The 16708-nt window shown below is 67.8% G+C and carries 33 protein-coding genes and 2 tRNA genes; 18 read left to right on the top strand and 17 right to left on the bottom strand.

Translation table 11 applies throughout. The features are described from left to right. Nucleotides 1-79: 79 nt before the first annotated feature. The 8 genes from O7626_RS40515 to O7626_RS40480 form a co-directional block, all read right to left on the bottom strand. Nucleotides 80-376, bottom strand: coding sequence for a hypothetical protein (locus tag O7626_RS40515; RefSeq protein ID WP_278066723.1), 297 nt, complete (start codon nucleotides 374-376; stop codon nucleotides 80-82). After that, nucleotides 373-849 carry a hypothetical protein gene (locus tag O7626_RS40510; protein WP_278066722.1) on the bottom strand — a complete coding sequence of 159 codons (477 nt, stop codon included), beginning with the start codon at nucleotides 847-849 and terminating at the stop codon, nucleotides 373-375. Before O7626_RS40510 ends, O7626_RS40515 begins: the two co-directional genes overlap by 4 nt. After that, complete coding sequence (locus O7626_RS40505; RefSeq protein ID WP_278066721.1) at nucleotides 846-1127, bottom strand: hypothetical protein; 282 nt, start codon at nucleotides 1125-1127, stop codon at nucleotides 846-848. The genes O7626_RS40510 and O7626_RS40505 overlap by 4 nt, the downstream gene beginning before the upstream one ends. Then, nucleotides 1124-1360 carry a hypothetical protein gene (locus O7626_RS40500; RefSeq protein WP_278066720.1) on the bottom strand — a complete coding sequence of 79 codons (237 nt, stop codon included), beginning with the start codon at nucleotides 1358-1360 and terminating at the stop codon, nucleotides 1124-1126. Before O7626_RS40500 ends, O7626_RS40505 begins: the two co-directional genes overlap by 4 nt. Nucleotides 1361-1365: 5 nt before the next feature. After that, nucleotides 1366-1839, bottom strand: coding sequence for a DUF6292 family protein (locus O7626_RS40495; protein WP_278066719.1), 474 nt, complete (start codon nucleotides 1837-1839; stop codon nucleotides 1366-1368). Then, nucleotides 1836-3218 (bottom strand): hypothetical protein, encoded by a 1383-nt coding sequence (locus O7626_RS40490; RefSeq protein WP_278066718.1) that lies wholly within the window; start codon nucleotides 3216-3218, stop codon nucleotides 1836-1838. Before O7626_RS40490 ends, O7626_RS40495 begins: the two co-directional genes overlap by 4 nt. Nucleotides 3219-3261: 43 nt before the next feature. Continuing rightward, nucleotides 3262-3335, bottom strand: a tRNA-Gln gene (locus tag O7626_RS40485). A 5-nt stretch (nucleotides 3336-3340) separates the two neighbouring features. Then, nucleotides 3341-3414 (bottom strand) — tRNA-Lys (locus O7626_RS40480). Nucleotides 3415-3480: 66 nt separating this feature from the next. Here O7626_RS40480 and O7626_RS40475 point away from each other — a divergent pair. Further along, nucleotides 3481-3735, top strand: a complete 255-nt coding sequence (locus O7626_RS40475; protein ID WP_278066717.1) for a hypothetical protein — start codon at nucleotides 3481-3483, stop codon at nucleotides 3733-3735. 281 nt (nucleotides 3736-4016) lie between these two features. Here the strand turns inward: O7626_RS40475 and O7626_RS40470 are convergent, their stop codons facing one another. The 6 genes from O7626_RS40470 to O7626_RS40445 form a co-directional block, all read right to left on the bottom strand. Next, a complete protein-coding gene (locus tag O7626_RS40470) occupies nucleotides 4017-4280 on the bottom strand; it encodes a hypothetical protein (protein ID WP_278066716.1) in 264 nt (87 codons plus the stop codon). Then, nucleotides 4277-4576, bottom strand: a complete 300-nt coding sequence (locus O7626_RS40465; protein WP_278066715.1) for a type II toxin-antitoxin system PemK/MazF family toxin — start codon at nucleotides 4574-4576, stop codon at nucleotides 4277-4279. The genes O7626_RS40470 and O7626_RS40465 overlap by 4 nt, the downstream gene beginning before the upstream one ends. Continuing rightward, the gene (locus O7626_RS40460; protein WP_278066714.1) at nucleotides 4573-4773 is read right to left on the bottom strand and encodes a hypothetical protein; all 201 of its coding nucleotides are present in this window, start codon (nucleotides 4771-4773) and stop codon (nucleotides 4573-4575) included. The genes O7626_RS40465 and O7626_RS40460 overlap by 4 nt, the downstream gene beginning before the upstream one ends. 88 nt (nucleotides 4774-4861) lie before the next feature. Beyond that, complete coding sequence (locus tag O7626_RS40455; protein ID WP_278066713.1) at nucleotides 4862-4984, bottom strand: hypothetical protein; 123 nt, start codon at nucleotides 4982-4984, stop codon at nucleotides 4862-4864. A gap of 531 nt (nucleotides 4985-5515) precedes the next feature. Then, nucleotides 5516-6232, bottom strand: a complete 717-nt coding sequence (locus tag O7626_RS40450) for a hypothetical protein (RefSeq protein ID WP_278066712.1) — start codon at nucleotides 6230-6232, stop codon at nucleotides 5516-5518. 537 nt (nucleotides 6233-6769) lie between these two features. Continuing rightward, nucleotides 6770-7066, bottom strand: coding sequence for a hypothetical protein (locus O7626_RS40445; RefSeq protein ID WP_278066711.1), 297 nt, complete (start codon nucleotides 7064-7066; stop codon nucleotides 6770-6772). A 254-nt stretch (nucleotides 7067-7320) separates the two neighbouring features. Here O7626_RS40445 and O7626_RS40440 point away from each other — a divergent pair, with 254 nt between their 5' ends. After that, nucleotides 7321-8433: an ISAs1 family transposase gene (locus tag O7626_RS40440; protein WP_278060713.1), complete on the top strand. Its 1113-nt coding sequence runs from the start codon at nucleotides 7321-7323 to the stop codon at nucleotides 8431-8433. Here the strand turns inward: O7626_RS40440 and O7626_RS40435 are convergent. The 3 genes from O7626_RS40435 to O7626_RS40425 form a co-directional block, all read right to left on the bottom strand. Further along, the gene (locus tag O7626_RS40435; protein ID WP_278066710.1) at nucleotides 8415-9743 is read right to left on the bottom strand and encodes a YfjI family protein; all 1329 of its coding nucleotides are present in this window, start codon (nucleotides 9741-9743) and stop codon (nucleotides 8415-8417) included. The two genes, O7626_RS40440 and O7626_RS40435, sit on opposite strands and share 19 nt — an antisense overlap. After that, a complete protein-coding gene (locus O7626_RS40430) occupies nucleotides 9740-10234 on the bottom strand; it encodes a hypothetical protein (RefSeq protein ID WP_278066709.1) in 495 nt (164 codons plus the stop codon). The genes O7626_RS40435 and O7626_RS40430 overlap by 4 nt, the downstream gene beginning before the upstream one ends. 73 nt (nucleotides 10235-10307) lie before the next feature. Next, nucleotides 10308-10556 (bottom strand): helix-turn-helix transcriptional regulator, encoded by a 249-nt coding sequence (locus O7626_RS40425; protein ID WP_278066708.1) that lies wholly within the window; start codon nucleotides 10554-10556, stop codon nucleotides 10308-10310. 156 nt (nucleotides 10557-10712) lie between these two features. On the opposite strand from O7626_RS40425, the gene O7626_RS40420 reads away from it, so the two are divergent. The 16 genes from O7626_RS40420 to O7626_RS40345 all read left to right on the top strand — a co-directional run bounded on the left by O7626_RS40420 (nucleotide 10713) and on the right by O7626_RS40345 (nucleotide 16601). Further along, a complete protein-coding gene (locus O7626_RS40420; protein WP_278066707.1) occupies nucleotides 10713-11462 on the top strand; it encodes a GntR family transcriptional regulator in 750 nt (249 codons plus the stop codon). Between the two features lie 131 nt (nucleotides 11463-11593). Beyond that, nucleotides 11594-12109 (top strand): hypothetical protein, encoded by a 516-nt coding sequence (locus tag O7626_RS40415; RefSeq protein WP_278066706.1) that lies wholly within the window; start codon nucleotides 11594-11596, stop codon nucleotides 12107-12109. After that, entirely contained in the window at nucleotides 12106-12420 is a 315-nt protein-coding gene (locus O7626_RS40410) for a hypothetical protein (protein WP_278066705.1), read from the top strand. Before O7626_RS40415 ends, O7626_RS40410 begins: the two co-directional genes overlap by 4 nt. Beyond that, nucleotides 12417-12770 carry a hypothetical protein gene (locus O7626_RS40405; RefSeq protein ID WP_278066704.1) on the top strand — a complete coding sequence of 118 codons (354 nt, stop codon included), beginning with the start codon at nucleotides 12417-12419 and terminating at the stop codon, nucleotides 12768-12770. The genes O7626_RS40410 and O7626_RS40405 overlap by 4 nt, the downstream gene beginning before the upstream one ends. Before the next feature lie 2 nt (nucleotides 12771-12772). Then, nucleotides 12773-13084 (top strand): hypothetical protein, encoded by a 312-nt coding sequence (locus O7626_RS40400; protein ID WP_278066703.1) that lies wholly within the window; start codon nucleotides 12773-12775, stop codon nucleotides 13082-13084. Between the two features lie 45 nt (nucleotides 13085-13129). Beyond that, complete coding sequence (locus O7626_RS40395; protein ID WP_278066702.1) at nucleotides 13130-13414, top strand: hypothetical protein; 285 nt, start codon at nucleotides 13130-13132, stop codon at nucleotides 13412-13414. Further along, entirely contained in the window at nucleotides 13411-13539 is a 129-nt protein-coding gene (locus O7626_RS40390; protein WP_278066701.1) for a hypothetical protein, read from the top strand. Before O7626_RS40395 ends, O7626_RS40390 begins: the two co-directional genes overlap by 4 nt. After that, nucleotides 13536-13727: a hypothetical protein gene (locus O7626_RS40385; protein ID WP_278066700.1), complete on the top strand. Its 192-nt coding sequence runs from the start codon at nucleotides 13536-13538 to the stop codon at nucleotides 13725-13727. The genes O7626_RS40390 and O7626_RS40385 overlap by 4 nt, the downstream gene beginning before the upstream one ends. Next, a complete protein-coding gene (locus O7626_RS40380) occupies nucleotides 13724-13867 on the top strand; it encodes a hypothetical protein (protein ID WP_278066699.1) in 144 nt (47 codons plus the stop codon). Before O7626_RS40385 ends, O7626_RS40380 begins: the two co-directional genes overlap by 4 nt. Nucleotides 13868-13952: 85 nt before the next feature. Next, complete coding sequence (locus tag O7626_RS40375) at nucleotides 13953-14108, top strand: hypothetical protein (protein ID WP_278066698.1); 156 nt, start codon at nucleotides 13953-13955, stop codon at nucleotides 14106-14108. Continuing rightward, complete coding sequence (locus O7626_RS40370; RefSeq protein WP_278066697.1) at nucleotides 14090-14302, top strand: hypothetical protein; 213 nt, start codon at nucleotides 14090-14092, stop codon at nucleotides 14300-14302. Before O7626_RS40375 ends, O7626_RS40370 begins: the two co-directional genes overlap by 19 nt. 88 nt (nucleotides 14303-14390) lie before the next feature. Next, complete coding sequence (locus tag O7626_RS40365) at nucleotides 14391-14903, top strand: hypothetical protein (protein WP_278066696.1); 513 nt, start codon at nucleotides 14391-14393, stop codon at nucleotides 14901-14903. Beyond that, nucleotides 14903-15058 carry a hypothetical protein gene (locus tag O7626_RS40360; RefSeq protein ID WP_278066695.1) on the top strand — a complete coding sequence of 52 codons (156 nt, stop codon included), beginning with the start codon at nucleotides 14903-14905 and terminating at the stop codon, nucleotides 15056-15058. Before O7626_RS40365 ends, O7626_RS40360 begins: the two co-directional genes overlap by 1 nt. Nucleotides 15059-15149: 91 nt before the next feature. After that, nucleotides 15150-15272 (top strand): hypothetical protein, encoded by a 123-nt coding sequence (locus tag O7626_RS40355; RefSeq protein WP_278066694.1) that lies wholly within the window; start codon nucleotides 15150-15152, stop codon nucleotides 15270-15272. A gap of 208 nt (nucleotides 15273-15480) precedes the next feature. Next, nucleotides 15481-16170, top strand: coding sequence for an NUDIX hydrolase (locus O7626_RS40350; RefSeq protein ID WP_278066693.1), 690 nt, complete (start codon nucleotides 15481-15483; stop codon nucleotides 16168-16170). Beyond that, nucleotides 16167-16601, top strand: a complete 435-nt coding sequence (locus O7626_RS40345; protein WP_278066692.1) for a Pycsar system effector family protein — start codon at nucleotides 16167-16169, stop codon at nucleotides 16599-16601. Before O7626_RS40350 ends, O7626_RS40345 begins: the two co-directional genes overlap by 4 nt. The last annotated feature ends 107 nt before the right edge of the window (nucleotides 16602-16708 follow it).

Raw genomic sequence — 16708 nt, 5'->3', positions numbered from 1 at the left:
CGGCCACCATGCCGGCTTTGACGACGAGGCCGACGGTGGCGCGTCGCAGAACGCAGTAGATGAGACCGTCGGTGGGCATTCAGGACGAGCGGAGGGCGTCAACACGAGCCCGCAACCGTTCCGGGTCGTCGTCACGCGGGTACGGATTCCGGCGCTCCCCGGCGCCGGCCAGGATCTCCGCCACCTGTGCGGCGTGCGGGTCGACATCCCGACGGGACGGGCACTCGCGCTCGTGCTGCGCGTCAGCCCACATCCCGACGGTGTCCATCTCGGCCCACGCCCGCAGCTCGGCTTCCGACGCGACCGGGAGAGGGTAAGTGCACCGGTTGGGGCAGTCGTAGGTGACCGCCATCGGCGACTGCTGCTGATCACTCACCTGGCCACATCCTCCGGGCCAGCCGGCCCGTTGAGCGCCCGCCGGACCGCCGTCACCCAGCCGGGGATCGGCGTCGGATCCTCCCACTCCCCGCCAGCCGCCTCACCCGGATCAGCGAGAGCCCGATCGCACAGGTCCCGCACACGCTGAACCGCCGCCTTTGCTTCCGCGCCAGTCATCTCCCGCTCGCCGTCGTTCTGGTAGTGCCCAACCACAACCTCTTCGAGCTGTTCGGCCAGCCGGGCAGCGTTGTCGGCGGTCAGGTGCATCGCAGACTCGCGGGTGTCGCCGTACGGGTTGTGGGGGTCGACCGGGGCGTTGGCGCGCACCCAGATGTGCGGGCCATCCGCTGCCGACGACTCGGACACAGAGACGGCGCCTCCGTACTCGGAGGGGATGTCGGGCAGAGAAGCGAAGCCACGGGGGCTGACGACCTTCTCCAGGTGCCAGCGGTCGGTGGATGTGTCGGTCATTGATGGTCTCCTTCTTGGTCGGGTCCGCCGTTCTCGCACCAGCCACACGGCGGCATCGGCACCAGATGGCAGCGGCAACCCGGCTCCACCTCGTAGTCGTCGTCGACCTGTACCGCCGTCGCTGTCGTTCGACGGGCCGCCTTCGGGGTGGCCGCGTACCGCTGCCGGCGGCGGGCGTTGCGGGCGTCCTTGGTTGCCTGCCGGTCGGCGGCCCGCTTAGCTGCGATCTGCTCGCCGAGCTGGCGGGCGGCAGCCCACAGGTCGTCAGCGCTTGTCACAAGCCCGGCCCGTCGACCACGTTCCGGACCAACGGCGCTCGGCCGGCGGCGGCAGCGCCCGGGTTGATAGCAGAGCACGCGTAGCCGTTGCCGGCCAGGGCGTGAGCGATCGTGTGCCCGCCGATCCGATGCTTGTTGTGCGGGCCGGTCACCTCGCAGCGGAAACCGCCGGACTCGGCCACACCGCAGGACAGCTTGACCACCGGGTCGGCAACCTGACATGTCGCGGTCATCCCGGTCACGGTTGGGCCTCCGCGTGCCGGTGCAACGCCAACTCCAGCTCGATGTTGTCGTCCTCAAACGTGTGCTCCGGCCAGTCGAGATCCGGAAACGCATCACCGGGCGGGTCCAGCGTGATGCCCATGTGTTCGGCGAACGCCCGCACCACCGACTCCGGCGAGAAAACGGTGCCGGCGTCGAGGTCGTACACGTTGCGGGACGCCTCCCGGCCCTCGTGCTCTTCGACGAGCAGCACGTACCAGCGGCGTTCCTCCTGCCAGCACACCCAGACTTCGTCGTAGTCGAGGCCGAACGTGTTGACCTGGATCGCGCCGTCGCGGGGGTCGTTCGGGTCCGCGTACCAGTTGAGCACCTTCACCCCGGACGCGGTCAGGGCGTCGGCGACGGCGCGGATGTACGGCTCGTGGGCCTGGTGGTAGCCGGCACCGCCCGGGTACAGGTCTTCCATGGTCGGGGTGGTTGTCCCGGTCACAGCGCGCCCTCCTGGAAGGTCTTCGTCGGCAGGTCGCTGACGACCACATCCGCCGGCACCGGCATGTCCTCGTAGCTCGACGTGATCCGCTTACCTGAGAACACGCCCGCGCGCCGCAGCAGGCCAGCCCACACCGGGTCCGCAATCGACACCCCGTGCACCAACTCCGGCGTCGCCTCGAATCGGGTCACCTTGCCCGTCGCGCGTGGGCCGACCCAGCCGCGCCGTTCGGCGTCGACCTCGAACCGGGCGCACGCCTCGGCCACGTAGTCGCGGGTGCATGACGCCTCGCCGGACAGCACCTCCCACGGCAGCGGCAGCGCCGCCCACACCGCCGTGTCCGGGTCCACGTCCGACCCAGACGACCGGTGCCAGTAGGCGAGGTCGGCGGCCATCAACCGCATCACCTTGCCCGGACACGCCACGCCGAGCAGGTCCAGTGTGCCGGTCGCGGCGAGCGCGTTCATCCATCCGGCGCGGGCGGTGTTGTACGCCTGCGCCACCGTGTTCCACGTCGAGGAGTCCATACCCCGGCGCACGATCATCGTGGTGCGGTCGGTCGACGGATCCCATACCTGACGCAGGATGTCGGCGGCGCCGCGCATCAGTGACGACCACCGACCCAACAGTTCACCCTGCTCCGTCGCGGACAGTCGGGCGACGACGTCCGGTGTCGGGTGGACGCGGGACACCATCCACCAGTCCGACCCATCACCGAGACGGCGCAGCAGCATGTCCGCGATCTCATCCATCGGGTTCGTCTTGCCCGACAGGGAGAACTCGCGACGCAGGTTCTTCCGCGCCACGAAGTAGGCGACGAAACACGCGGCGGCCGGATCGCGGCGAAACCGGTCAGCGGTGATGTCGGCGGCGAGCCCGGACCGGCCGGCAAGCATCAGTTCCCGCTTGCGCAGTTCGGTGTCCAGCCGGGAAATCTTGTCGTCGAGCCGGATGAGGAACCGCCACGCTCGGTTGTACTGACGCTTCGACAGCTCGACTCCAACGGCGGCGCGGGCTTCTCGGTTCGCACGGGACTTGAAGTCGATGCCAGGAGCCCAGCCGAGCGGCTGGCCCGCTACGTGGGCGAGAACGCGCAGGGCGTTCGGGTCACCGGCCGCGCCCGTGCCCGCGTACGCCTGCGCATCGTGGTCGAACAGGCGGACCAGGGTGGCGAGCTGCCGGGACGCATCGACCGGGCGGGCGAAGTCGCTCGACATGGACGAGTACCACCACCTCGGCCGCGAGTTGGCGGCCCGCTCCAGCATGCGCCGCTGGCCCGGGGTGAAGTCTTCACCACTGTCGAGGATCAGGGCGGCGATGTCTTCGGGGCGTAGCCGGGAGTCCAACGAGTCATGCATCTGGTCAAGCACGTTCGACACGGCTGCCTCCCAGCAGGTTGGCGATTAGGGGGAGTGGTGTGCGCCCCGCCGACTGGGCTCGAACCAGCGTCCACCCGGAATGCAGAGCCAGGCGCTCTACCGCTGAGCTACGGCGGGGCTTGTCCCGTCGACCGGATTCGAACCGGCGTCCACCCGGTCCCAAGAGCCGGGCGCTCCACCGCAGAGCTTCAACGGGGTGTGCTGGGTAGAAGCCTACGCCGGCCCTCAAGAATTCGCAACCGGATTGCGGTATCTTGGCGAGGTGTCAACAGACCCCGCCGACGCGTACGCCCGCCTTGACGCCATTCGCGTCGAGCTTGGCCCAGTCGAACAGCAGGCGAAGGCGCTGCGGCGGGAGGCCCAGCAGATCGCATTGGACCTGCTTCGAGCCGGCGAGGATCCGGGGGATGTTGCCGAACGATGCCCGTTCACCGCGACCTATCTCCGCAAACTGGCGCGAGAAGCCGGGATCCCGCCTGCCAGACAAGGTCGACGATCAGCTAAGCCGAAGGGCTAGGCGCACGGCCGGTCGGCATCCACCGGTAGACGAACGGCGGCCCGCCCCCTGCGACCGGCTCCAGCTCGTACACCCCGGCCGTGTCCGCATCCCACAGTTCACTGCCGTAGGTCGTCCACAGCCACGTCTGATCAAGGGTCAGGGGCGGGAACCCGTCGTCGTCGAGCAGCACGGACAGGGAGCGGCCGTCGACCGGGCCGCCGACTGCAGGGATCTCCGCACGCTCCCACACGCCCCGATCATCGGATCAGGCCGCGCCGGGCCGGGTGATATTGCGCTAATCAGCCTCGACGGGTCGCCGCGTCGCGTACCCAACCCCAGTTCTTGCCGCACTCGGCGCACCGCCAGGACTTGCCGTGCGCCGGATCGGGAGCGATGTCAACAGTGGTGGACCGGCACATCGCGCAGCGGTTCGGCTTCGAAATCACGGGCATGGGCTCGTCGCAGACGCAGCAGTAGTAGTCACCGCTACCCGAGCCGAGGATGCGCTCTTGGCCGCCCTTGGCTGGATGGGTGCAGCCGTTCGGGGTCGCCTGCTCGCTCACAGGTCCATCGCCGTGCGGAGCGCCATGTCAACCATGTCTATCGCCTCGGCGGACAAGGCGCCGAGGTGCTTGCCGAGCCGTTCGGCTTTGACGTAGTTGACCCGCCACGCCAGCACCGCACCATGTACGGGCTCGGTGTCGGTGAGCGCCACAGCGAGCATCCCGCGCGTGCCTGCCGGCACCTCGGGGGAGATCTCGACCACGATCACCGTGCCGGACTCGGTCAGCCGATCGGTAGAGACGATCACGAACTGCCGGTCGAACGTTGCGTGGCTGTAGACGTCGCCGCGCCTCACGCAGCCCACTCCTGCTCACGTTCGGCGTCCCAGTCTGGGTCGCTGGTGCGGCGTTCGAAGGCGGACACGGCGGCGACTTCCTCGCGGAGGAGGGCGTCTCGGGCGGCTCGCTGCATCCATGCGGAGACGTTGTCGCCGCCAGCGGCCTTGATCCTGTCGGCAAGGTCGTCCGGTAGTGCGATCGTCATGCGAGTCATACAGGGCAGCATACAAGGCGTATGAGCCATGGGCGACCCTGGGAGGAGTGGTACAAGGAACGCTGACCGGCCGGCAGCCACGCCACCGTCACCGCTCCCGGACTTCGCCAAGGGCGGCACGACGGTCCCGTTCCCCAGACCGGGCCGCCGCCGTGTACAGCGACACCACCCCGCGCAGGGCCGCCTTGTACGGGCCGACGTGCCTCGTCACGACCACCGTCACGCCGGGCGCCAGCGGGTGCGGTGCCCGTCCAGTCGGTGAGTCCGTCCGCACTGTCAGCCCTCCGGATAGCTCGACTGACACGGGTCCATCACACACCTGTCGGGGTCAGCGAGCCACCACGCACCAACCGCATGTGACGTAGTTGCCAACCAGGACGAATCAACGTCGTCTCGCCAACTTCGATCCAGCCCGATCCCCACAAGCCACCACCGTGAAAGGCGCCCATGCAGGAGCATTCACAGTCGTCGCCGCCGGCCTCCCGACACCGCTTGTCACAACGCTGGGTCGTCGAGAACTCCAAGAACACATCCACCATGCCGAACCTGTCGGCCAGTGCTTCAGCGAGCGGGCGGAGGTGATGTCGGGCGACTTCCCATCGCCGCTTGGCCGGTATCCACTCCGGGCGGACCCGGGCGCCAAGGTGGGCCAGCAACCAACGTCGGTTGGTGCCTCGATCGTTTGGCATCCACAACCAGAGACGAGGTTGACCGACGTTGCGACGAATCCTCGGTGGGTGCATCACGAGGCCAGCCGCGCAACGACTTCCGTCAGGATCTCTGGCGGCAACCGGCGACGGAGGGTTTCGGCAATGGCGTCGGCCGAGGTGACTTGGACGGTAAACCGAGGCGGGGTGAAGCCGGCCTTGACCATCGCTGCATGCGCAGAAATTCTCTTTGCCCGAACGTCGTCGTACAGGTCAGGGGCATCCCGCTGGAGACGAGCTAGAGCGTAAGCCCGTGATGTGCCGCGAGGCTGACCATCGTCCTCAGTTCCCGGAATATTATTCCGGGAACTGAGTTTCGGCCCTGGACGCCGTAGCCGGGCTGCGCGAAGCAGCCGGGTGGCGTCGTCGTCACCTTCAACGATTCGCTCGATCAGGTCCGGTGTCGCGCCAAGTCCCTGTAGCGGCGCCGCCTCGACGAAGTCGTCGAAGGCTTCGTGCTGAACATGTTCGCCTCGTTGTGTAACGAACTCTCGCCAGGACTCCTCTTGGAGCACACGTTTAACGAGTGCAGGAACGGTTCCGATCGCGTGTTCGCCTTGGCGTAGCGCAGAGCCAAGAGCATCCACGAGGTTGGCGTTGCGTCGTAAGACGTCCGTCATGCGATGGTGGTCCGCATGCCAGCCTGGCTGCAACACAACGCCGCATCCGGTGCACTTGCCGTCAGCTGCCAGGTACAACGCCGCCCGCTCGGTGTCGTTGAACCGTCGTCTCGGATCGAGGGGTGAAGTCACGGGCTGACCCTTCGCGTCTACCGGTGATATTCCGACGGCACCTTAACCCACAACCGGTCGGTAGGTCTGTCAACAACCCGGACCTTGATCCATTGCGTGCGCAGGAGTCGATGTTGACGAGGTGAGGCAAGGCGAAGGAGCATCCCGGCCTCAGTGGCATCGAAGGAGTAGCCGCGCCCTTCTTGCGCAACTTTCTGCGCGGTCCCGAATGATTTCAATCATGCGCCTGACCTGCGCAAACTCCGATCCACGTCGCTTTCTCGCGCTTCTTTCGCTTCTTGCGCAGGGGTGGCGGGGTGAGTGGGTTGGGCAATGTTATGAGCAAGTACGTCTGACCTGCCCATATATAGGAAGATAGATAGATATCTGAAAAATGCTCTGTGTGTGTAGGGCAAGATCGGATACACCCTCGGCCACCCACACCCCTGCGCGAAAAGCGCAAGAAGCGCGAGAAGGTTTCCCGGATCGACAAAACCGCAGGTCGCAACCCCATCTGCGCCACGAGACATCTTGCGCGACCCTGCGTAGGAACCCCCCTTATTGCGCACCGGACCTCTTCCTGCGTACGACCTCCTTGGGGCGACCGGTCGTCGCCAACATCACCCGCTCGTAGTCGCCGGTGGCCACCAACTCGTCAATCCACGTCGTCAGATCCTTCGAGGCAGCGTGGCCCTTGAACACCTCACGGGCAATGATCGACCGCGACGCGAACCCGGCATCGGTCCCGTCGATGTACTCCTTGATCCGGCCCGCGTCGGTCGTCAGCCCGACCACCGACCCAGCGGCAAGGAAGTGCTCGACCGACCACTCGCCGATCGTGATGGCATTCGCCATGACTCAGGGCTATTGCGTGTTTGGTCGAGTGGCCGTTGAACTGGGGATTCCCGGGGTGGGCGGACCCTTGCGGGGTTGAGGAAGGCGGGTGAGGCCTGTAGGTGATCATGGAGTTCTCGACGCTCCCGGACACCTTGAGGACCTCACCCGCGATGTCAGCATGCCCGATTCAGGTACTGTCCGCAGTTCGCACCCCCACCGACTCGCCACCGCGCCTTGTCACCGAGGGTGAAGAAGCTGGGCTCCAGCACTCGTTGGCCACCATCGCGGACCCCCGGTCCCCGCGTGGGGCGCGTTACCCGCTCGTCGGGCTACTGACCGTCGCGGTGTGCGCCGTGACCGCCGGCGCATCATCGTTCGCGGCCATCGCGGACTGGCTGCACGACCTCGATGACCTCGCCAGGGCCCGGCTCGGGTTCATCCGCGCCGTCCCGGCCGCGACCACGATCTGGCGGCTGCTGACCAGGTTGGACGCTGACCTGCTGGCCACCGTGCTCGCCGACTGGCTGCGTACCCGCGTCCCGCCTCCGGTCACGCCCCGACCTCGGCGGTACCGGATCGTCATCGCCATCGACGGCAAGACCATGCGCGGCGCCCGCCGCGCCGATGGCAGCCGGGTCCACCTGCTGTCCGCGCTGGACACCAGCACCGGCATCGTGCTCGCTCAGGTCACCGTGGCCGCGAAAAGCAACGAAATCCCCGCGTTCACCCCACTGCTGGACGCGGTCGAACAGGTTCTGGGTAGCCTGGACGGCCTCATCTTCGTGGCCGACGCCCTCCATACACAGACCAGCCACGCGACCGAGGTCGCCGCTCGCGGCGCCGACCTGCTCATCCCGGTCAAAGGTAACCAGCCGACCGTGTTTGCCCAGCTCAAGGCCTTGCCCTGGGCCCAGGTCCCGGTGGGTGACCGACGCCGCGAAACCGGTCACGGCCGGCGGGAGACCCGCACGGTCAAGGCGCTCACCGTAGCCACCCCCGGCGGTCTGCTGTTCCCTCACGCCGAGCAGGCCGTCCGGATCACCCGCACCCGCACCCTCAAGGGCAAGACCACCAGGGAAACCGCCTACTACACCATCTCCCTCCCCGCCGAGCACGCCCAACCCGCGGACCTGCAGTCCTGGGCCCGAAACGAGTGGCTGATCGAGAATCAGGTCCATCATGTCCGCGACGTCACGTTCCGTGAAGACCTCCACCAAGCCAGAACCGGCACCGGCCCCGCAATCATGGCGACGCTACGTAACACCGCGGCCAGTTACCACCGCACCAACGGCGATACCAACATCGCCCGCGCCACCAGACGCGCCGACCGTCGCCCGCACGACCTCATCACTGCAATGACCAGCAGCTACCCCAGAACGCAATGACCCTGCGCCATGACTGACTCGGACAGCTCGTCGTCGCTGGACGCGCCGCCGGCCAGGTGGAGCAGCGCGGCCACTCGAAGCACTCGGGCGGTGTGCTTGGTTGCCCACGCGCTGATTCGATGCAAGTCGCCTTCCGGGCGTAGCCGTACCTCGACTGCCTGCTCGTACTCGCGGTGCATCTTCCACGCGCCCCGGGTCAACTCGATCGTTGCCGCATCCTCGGGGTCGGCTTCTCCAATGACCTCGTAGCGGACGATGTTCTCCAACAGGCTGGCCCACCACTCGCGGCCGGTCCGGTCGGCGTACTGGTTGGGGGTGTCCCGAAAGTAGGTAGACGGACGCTCGGTGCGGTAGCCGGTCAGCTCGCCGGGGATGCAGACCAGGAACCGGTTCACGACGCCGGTTTCCTCCATCATCTGGTTACGCATCATGTCGGCGACGATCCCCGGCTGTGGCGAGATGACCAGCGACAGGGCAGCCCGGGTAATCGGATCAGCGACCCGAGTAACCCGCTTCGGCCGGTAGTAGCGGCAGTCGTAGCCGACCAGAACCAACCCGAGGTTGCCCGTCTTCCCGCCGCTGTACTGGCCGCCAAGGTTCCGCAGGAACGTGCCTTCGTCGTCGATGACTGCCGCTGCCCCGTTGTTCAACGCCATCGAGCCGGCCAACGCCTCCGGTGTGGTGTCGCCGTCGAAGACCAGTTCGGGCGACGGCGGCGGTTCGGATGCCAGTTCGTCGGCCTGCTTCTCCAGTGCCTTGGCCTGTGTGCGGAGTAGGTCCCGCTCGTCGGGCAGGGTGCTGATGTCGTTGGCCTTGGTGCGCATCTCCTCGACCTGGCGGGTCAGTTCTACGATCTTCGCCGCCACGTCAAGTTCGTGTGCCTCCGAAAGTGCCTTCTGTGCCTTCCATAACCCGCGTCGCAGCTCATCTACTGTCGGCGACTTTCCGGCGCCGGAGGGAAGCGCGCAGAGGGTGTACAGGTTCGTTGGCTGCCGCCAGTCGAGATCCCGGCGGATCGTGACCCGGGGTCCGGCGACGGAGCCGAGGATGCCGAGCATGGTCAACGCCGGCAGGTCAACCGGAACCTGCTTGCGAATGGCTAGATCTCGGGCGTACGACCGCATGTCGGGCGGGAGTGCGTCGATCGGGAACCGCCGCGCGTAACCGGCGCCAGCGGTGAACGGAGTCGCGCCAGCACCGCGACCAGCGGTGGAGACGGTGGGGACGATGATCCGCCGTGGTTCGCCATCTGACTGCGGTTCGTCGCCGAAGATGTCCGACCAGTCTTGACGGTAGGGGGTGACGGTCATGCCACCACCCGCAGGTGGCGACGGCCAGAGTTGCGGCCGTTGCTGCTAGCCGAAGGCGCTTCGCGGGGCGCGAGGGCCGGCCAGGTTCCGTTGAGGGTGTTCAGGTCGACGGCGCCGGGCACAGCGACCTCGGGCCACTCCATGTCGTCGTAGACCCGTCGCATCCACTGGTTGGGTGGCCTACGTTGCTCGCGCTCGTGCCCAGCTTTCATCTCGGCGAGCCGGGCGGCGGTGCGCTGCTGTCGGGTCGCCCGTGGCTCGGCGAACTCGGCCCAGCAGGCGACGACTTCGGCCATGTCCTCGGTGGCGCCGTGGGTTCGGCCAGTCTCGTAGGCGAGCGAGACCAGGTAGGAGACCTGGTCTCGGGTGTATGTCTGCTGGCCGTTGGCGATGGAGCCGACGGCGTTGAGCGTTATGCCGGCAGTGAGGTGGTCGGCAGGCGCAGGAACCGCACACCTGTTCTGGCGGGGGCGCGAATTACGATTGGGCACGGGTCGGGGGACCTCCCGATCAAGGGCCGGGGCTTCAGGTGTTGACGCACCTGCCCGGCCCGACCTGTTCATGTCAGGCGGCGGCAACGGACTGGTTGAGACGGTCCAGCTCGGTGAGAAGTTGAGCCCACCGGATCGCTGCGTCGCCGCGCGGTTGCCGGGAGCCGCCCTCCCATCTGCTGATGGTTGATTGGGTGACGCCGAGTGCGTACGCCATGTCTTCCATGGTCACGCCGGCTTGGACGCGGATGTCTCGGGCGGTCTTGCCGTCGCGAACCCGCTTCCGGGCGTCCGCGAGTAGCACGATGCGGTCAAAGTCCATACCTAGATCATGCCGGATCGTCATATGAAAGTCAATCTGACGTATGACGGAGCGATCTTGCTATACCAGCAGGTCAGGCGCTATCGCTACACCTGCGGTTGACTACTTCTGAGTGAAGTAGCCTGCCAACTGTCAGATGACAGTTGGGGGTGTTAGGTGACGGAGCCGGACCCGGCGGCGCGCAGGCTCGCCGACAAGATGCGCGAGGACATCCAGTCCGGTGCCCTCCGGGAGGGCACCAAGCTGCCGTCGATCGCCAAGCTGGCCGAAGAGCACGGAATCGGCCGGGGCGCGACGGAGCACGCCTTGTCGATCCTTCGTGGCGAGGGCTGGGTCATGTCGCGCCGAGGGTCTGGCTTCTACGTGGCGAAGCAGTTCGCGCGGATTAGGCGTGTCTCACCGGATCGGCTCGACCCGAAGCTTCGAGCACAGGGCAAGATGATCCAGGATCACGACACTGGCGATCGCTGGCGTGCCGTAAATCCGCTCGTGGCCGACGTTGTACCTCCGCCAGACGTTGCCGAAGCCCTGGGCGTGGAGCCCGGCACGGTGGTGCTATCCCGGCTTCGTCGCTTCAAGGTCGACGGCCGGTTTGTGCAGCTCTCGGTGTCGTACCTACCAACCGACCTTACGCGCGGCACCCGAATTGAGCACTCTAGTCCGGGCCCTGGTGGCATTCATGGCGTACTGGCCGAACTGGGCTACGAGCCGACCCGCTATGAGGAGCGTCTAATCGGTCGGGCGCCTCGGCCTACCGAGGTGGAAGGTCTGGAGCTACGCAGCGTTGGCGCGATGGTTCTGGAGATCACGCGTCTGGCCTGGTCGGGGGAGCGATGCGTCGAGGTGAACCGGATGGTGCTCGACGCTGAGGCGTACGAGGTTGTCTACAAGTTCCCTGCGCCGTGACGTATGAAGCCTTGACTTTCATATGACAGTCGGGCAAGGTTAACCACAGCAACGAAGAAACCCCCGCACCGGACTTCTTTGGTCGGACGACCGGTGCAGGGGCCCACGGATCCCCCGAAGGGAATCTTGCTGTGGACTCTACCTCCACGCTGCCCGCGCCCCTCACTACGAGGCACGGCGCGCTGTCCATCCAGTCGAGCCGTACCGTCGAGGGCGGCTTCGCGATCAACACCTACGCCGGCACCACCGCGTACCGGCACGACGAGCTGTCCTTCACCACCCCGGACCAGGCCACGGCGATCCTTGCCCGTGAGGTCATCGCGACCGGTGGGGAGGCGTTCAAGTCGCCGGAGGAGATCCGGGCCGACCTGAACGAGACTCTGACGGCCGAGCTGCACCGGATGCAGCGCCGTACCGACGGGCCGTCCCGGGCCCGGGTCGAGCACCTGAACGCCCTGCTGGACCTGGTCGACCCGATCTCGGAGGAGACGCTGAACGCGCTGACCGCACAGGTCGGCACGGCGCTCGCCGAGGTGGCGGCCGAGATCCCCCACCCGCGCACGTTCAAGGAGTTCCGGGACGAGTTCCGGGCCGGCATGGAGCGGGACCGCGCCGAGCGGGCCGCCCGGACGGGGGTGGCCCGATGACGACGACCGCCCTCGCCTTCCCGGAGCCCGACGACCGTAGCCCGCTCGACATCGAACTGGAAGGCTACGCCCGCTGGGTGTCCGTGGCCCTGACCGACCCGACGACGGACCCGAAAACACGCGCCGACCTTGACGTGATCTCCGGCTCGTTCGACGTGTTCTCCCCGACCCGCCGGCCGAACGCCGACCCGGAGTTCCGGGCGGCGATGCTCGACGTCTTCCAGCGCCCGCTGAAGCGTGGCGGCATGTGGGACGCGGTTTGGGGTGCGGCGGCGAACTACGCCTACGGCAAGGGCCGGGAGGTGGCGTGACCATGACGTACCTGCCCACTGTCGGCGACCTCGTTTTCGCCACCGACCACCGGGGGGTAGAGAACCCCGGCGAGGTCACCGCCGTCCGTGATGTGGACGGGCACCCCTGGATTGACGTGTTCACAGCCGGGACCATCGGTCGAATCACAGTCGGCCCGGACGATGTCCGCCCGATCGACGTACCCCGCCCTGCCGTGGGGCAGCGGTGGCGGTGCCTGACCCGGCCGGACCTGCTGGTGGAGGTCGTGTTCGTCGAGCACGGCGGCCTGTTCACGAGCTGTCGGATGCCGTCCGGACGGGTCGCGCCGGTGATTCTCCTCGGCTACTTCGAGCCGGTCGGGGAGGTGTGACCGTGGAGCAGACCGAGGTTATGTCGCAGGCCGACGCGCAGGTCGCCTGCCCGCCGTGGTGCCAGCCGGAGCGGCACACCATCAACGACGACGGGTCCGTTACCCACGAGCACCTGTTCGGGATTGTGTCCGGGCACGAGGTGACGATGCGCCGGGTCGACCGGACCGACGACGCCGGGAAGGTGAAGACCGGTCCGGTCCGCGCCTACGCCGGCCCGATGTCGATGGCGCAACTCGACGACCTTTACCGGCTCGCGTCCCAGGCGGCAGCCGCCGCCGGTCAGCGGCACAGCAAGTCGGGGGGGCTGGCATGACTCCCGACATTCACCCCTCGCTGGACGAGCAGGAGGTGGTCTGACGTGGACACCTTCACGCTTCGAGTCCTCGCAGACGTGGCCGCCGGCCGGGTGTACATCGACGAACTCAAGACCGTGCGCGTTGACCCGGACGTGAAGATCGACCCGGCCAACGAACACCGGTACGTCCGCATCGTGCGGGAACTGCACCGGGCGTCGGTAGCGGTCGGGGGCGAGCCGGTCGGGCCGGGCACACTGCGCCGGCTGCGGCTGACGGTCCCGGGCGGTTACGAGTCGACGGAGGCGTTGGCGTTCGTGGACGGCGCGCTCAAGGCGGTGACCCGATGAACGCGAAGCCTGCCGGGAAGCCGTCGTGGACGAAGCTGAACACCAGCCAGCCTGTTCGTCGCTGGCCGACGAGCATGCCGGCCGGGGTGCCGGTGAACGACCCGAAGGCGGGTGAGCGGCGGTGAACGCGGTGGAGGTTGCCAAGTTCGAGGCCGCGCACGTCGCCGCGATCGAGGGCATGTCCGAGGATGCGTTCGCTCGTGCGCTGGCTGAGGATGCGGCGTTGCCGTCGTCTCCGCTCGCGGATGCTGTCCGGCACGCCGACGAGGCCGAGTTGCTGCGCCGGGCCGCGCTGGTCGGGGGTGTCCGGTGAGTCGCCTGTTCCGCCGGCCCGCCCGGTATGTGGGCCTGCACCGGTCGGGGGTGGAGCGTCTGGCCGTGCCGGTGGACCCGTGGCAGGCCGGTGAGGCGTTCGATCCGCTAACCGACACCGTTCTGATCTCTCTTTTCTGACCCACCTTTCAGCAGCAAACCCCGGCCGCCTGGCCGGAGGTCTATCCAGAGTTCGATGATTCGCCCCGATATGAGGAGAACTGTCATGTACGCGAGCGCCACGAACGGTCACCTGCCCCGCGAGATCCGCTCCACCCGCACCGTCGGCTACGGCGAGGACCGGGCCACTATCCGGGTCCGTCCGAACCGGGGCAACGCCCGCCGGGCCGCGATCAACGAGTCGTGGGCGAGCGTCCGGTGACCGAACAGCGCATCCGCTACTTCGTTACCTACGTCTACGCCACGCGCGACGGACTCGGTTACGGCTGGTCCGACATGACGTGCCCACCGATCCGCGCCGGCGACGACATCAGCGCGATCACCAAGACGATCAGGGACGAGAACCACCCCGGCTACTCGGTGACGATCACCGGTTGGCGGCGGTTCGAGGACTGACCGGTCTGTCGGCGAGCCTGCCGGGCCGGGCGTTGCACTCCCGGCCCGCGCAGGGTCACCACAGGCAATCAACCCTCAGGAGACAGCCATGACCGACACACTCCTCGACGACGACGAGCAGGTCGACCCGTACGAGGACATCGACCCGTTCAACTACTACGCGTGGTTGGGCGTTGCCCCGCCCGCCGAGTTCGGACCCGCGATCCACAACATCCTCGACCAGATCAAACGGCGCTCGGTCGCCGACCAGGAGCAGCTCAACAACCACTACCGCGACGCCTACAACGCCGACCCCGACCGGCACCAGGACGCGGCCGACCGCGCCGAAGAGGCGTACGAGGAGCACCCGATCGGATCCTCGTCGTCGTGCGCCGGCATCACCGACATCGACCCGTGGGTGGAGGCGGTACGGATGCGGATCGGGCTCGGCCCGTCCGAGGTGCTGATGGCGGTCGCGCTCCGCGACCACAAGGCGATCACCGAAGACGACTTCGCGACGCTGACCGGCTGGTGGACGGCTGCGGGTCGGACGCTGCCGGAGCCGATCAGCGACGACGGCCGGGCGGCGCTGGTCGCCTGGTGGAAGAGCGAGGGCGTGTAGTGGCGAAGCGCGAGTACGGGCACCGGATCGGCAAGGACGGCCGGGTCGAGGTGGTGGAGACGACGTTGCCTCGCCATCTGCGCGGCTACGACGAGTGGACCACCCAGACGATCACAGAGGGTCCGCTGCGGCGACTCCTCACCCGACGGCGGTAGCCCCGTCCGATCCCTCTCCGGCGCAAATCCGTGTCGTGCCGGGGCAGGGGGCCGGACGGTCCACCCCCAACCACTCCCTGAAGGAGACGTCATGGCGCAGAACAACAAGGACAAGGACAGCGGGATCGGTCGGCAGCTTGGCGACCTGTCGCCGTCGAAGGTCGTCCCGGTCGCCGACGAGCTGCGGAACAAGCAGAAGCAGGGCCGGCGGTAGTCGTGTTTGACCGCAGGCGGTCAGGTCCCGACTACATCCCGAGCGCGTTGTGTGTCGCCACACACACCTGCCGGTGCCCCGACTGTGACAAGGCGACCCGGCTCGCCCCGCCGCCGCGCGGTGGACGTCCGTGGGGCGACCAGCCGGAGCGACAACACGGCGACGGCAGCCCCGCCTGCCCGCCCGGCCCCGTCATCGGCGGTGGACGGTGACCGACGATGTCACCTACACCGATCCGAAGGTGCTGGCCGCTGCTGCCCGTGGCGAGTCGTGGGCCGACCCGGAAACCAACCCGGCCCGAATCGACTGGACCGCCCGGCAAGCTGCCGCGCTGATCCCGTTCCAGGTGGTTGACGGGCGGCCGGTCAACCCGCACGCCCCAACGAAGGTTCGGTACGGGCGGAACCGGCTCGGCCATTGGGGTGAGCAGGTGTGCGCCGATGCGGTCGTGACGCTGACCGACACCCACGGCGGCCGGTGGCTACTGATGATCGAACGTGCCGGCGGCGACGGGACCTCCGGGTGGGCGGTCCCCGGCGGGTACGTCGACCCGGGCGAGGACCCGGAGACGGCCGCCCGCCGCGAACTGCTGGAGGAGACCGGCCTGCTCGCCATCGACGCAGACTGGACGACGCTACCGGCCCGGTACATGCCGGACCCGAGGTGCAGCGACGAGGCGTGGATGGTGAGCGTGCCGACACGCGTGCGGCTGGGCGTCTACCGGCCGGGCTGGTTCCCGTGTCTGATCCCGCAACCGGGCGAGGTTCGCCGGGCCGTGTGGGTGCCGGCCGACTTGTACGCCGATCTGGTGTGGCATCTGACCGGCGAGTATGGCGGCCAGGTGTTCGCCGCGCACGTGCCGCTGCTGATGGAACTCCTCGACGGCGGGTCGTCGTGACCGGCGACCGGATCGGGGAGGAGATCGGCGCCGTGCGGGCCGAACTCGGCCGCGTCGACACGAAAGCCGGCCTGCTCCTCGCCGTCGTCACCGCCGCCCTGGCCGGCGGGGTGACCCTCCTCGGACGTGACCAGCCGCCGCTGTGTGTGGTGCTGCTCGTCGCCGCGCTGGTTGCCACCGTCGCCGCCGGCTGGATCCTCCTCGGCTCGGCCCGACCGAACCTGAACGGCGGGCACGGCCTGGTCGGCTACGCCACCGCCACCGACGACGACATCGACCGGATGGTGCGGGACGGCTCGCGGACGGAAACGCTGCGGGCACTGTCCCGGCTCGCCGATGCGAAGTACCGCCGGCAGCGGGCCGCTGTCGACCTGCTGCGTACCGCACTGCTGCTTGGTGTGGTCGCCGCCGGACTGACGTCAATCTTCTGACCGTCACGGTCCGCCGTGGCGCTCGACCTCGAAGGGGGTCGAGCGCTGCGGGACCGGCACGGAAGCCGATCACCCCAACCAGCGCGAGGGCAGCCGATCAAGCCCTG

The organism is Micromonospora sp. WMMD1102, from assembly GCF_029626265.1.
In the GTDB taxonomy this organism is placed as follows: Bacteria; Actinomycetota; Actinomycetes; order Mycobacteriales; family Micromonosporaceae; genus Plantactinospora.
This window is presented reverse-complemented; position numbering and strand designations above follow the sequence as displayed.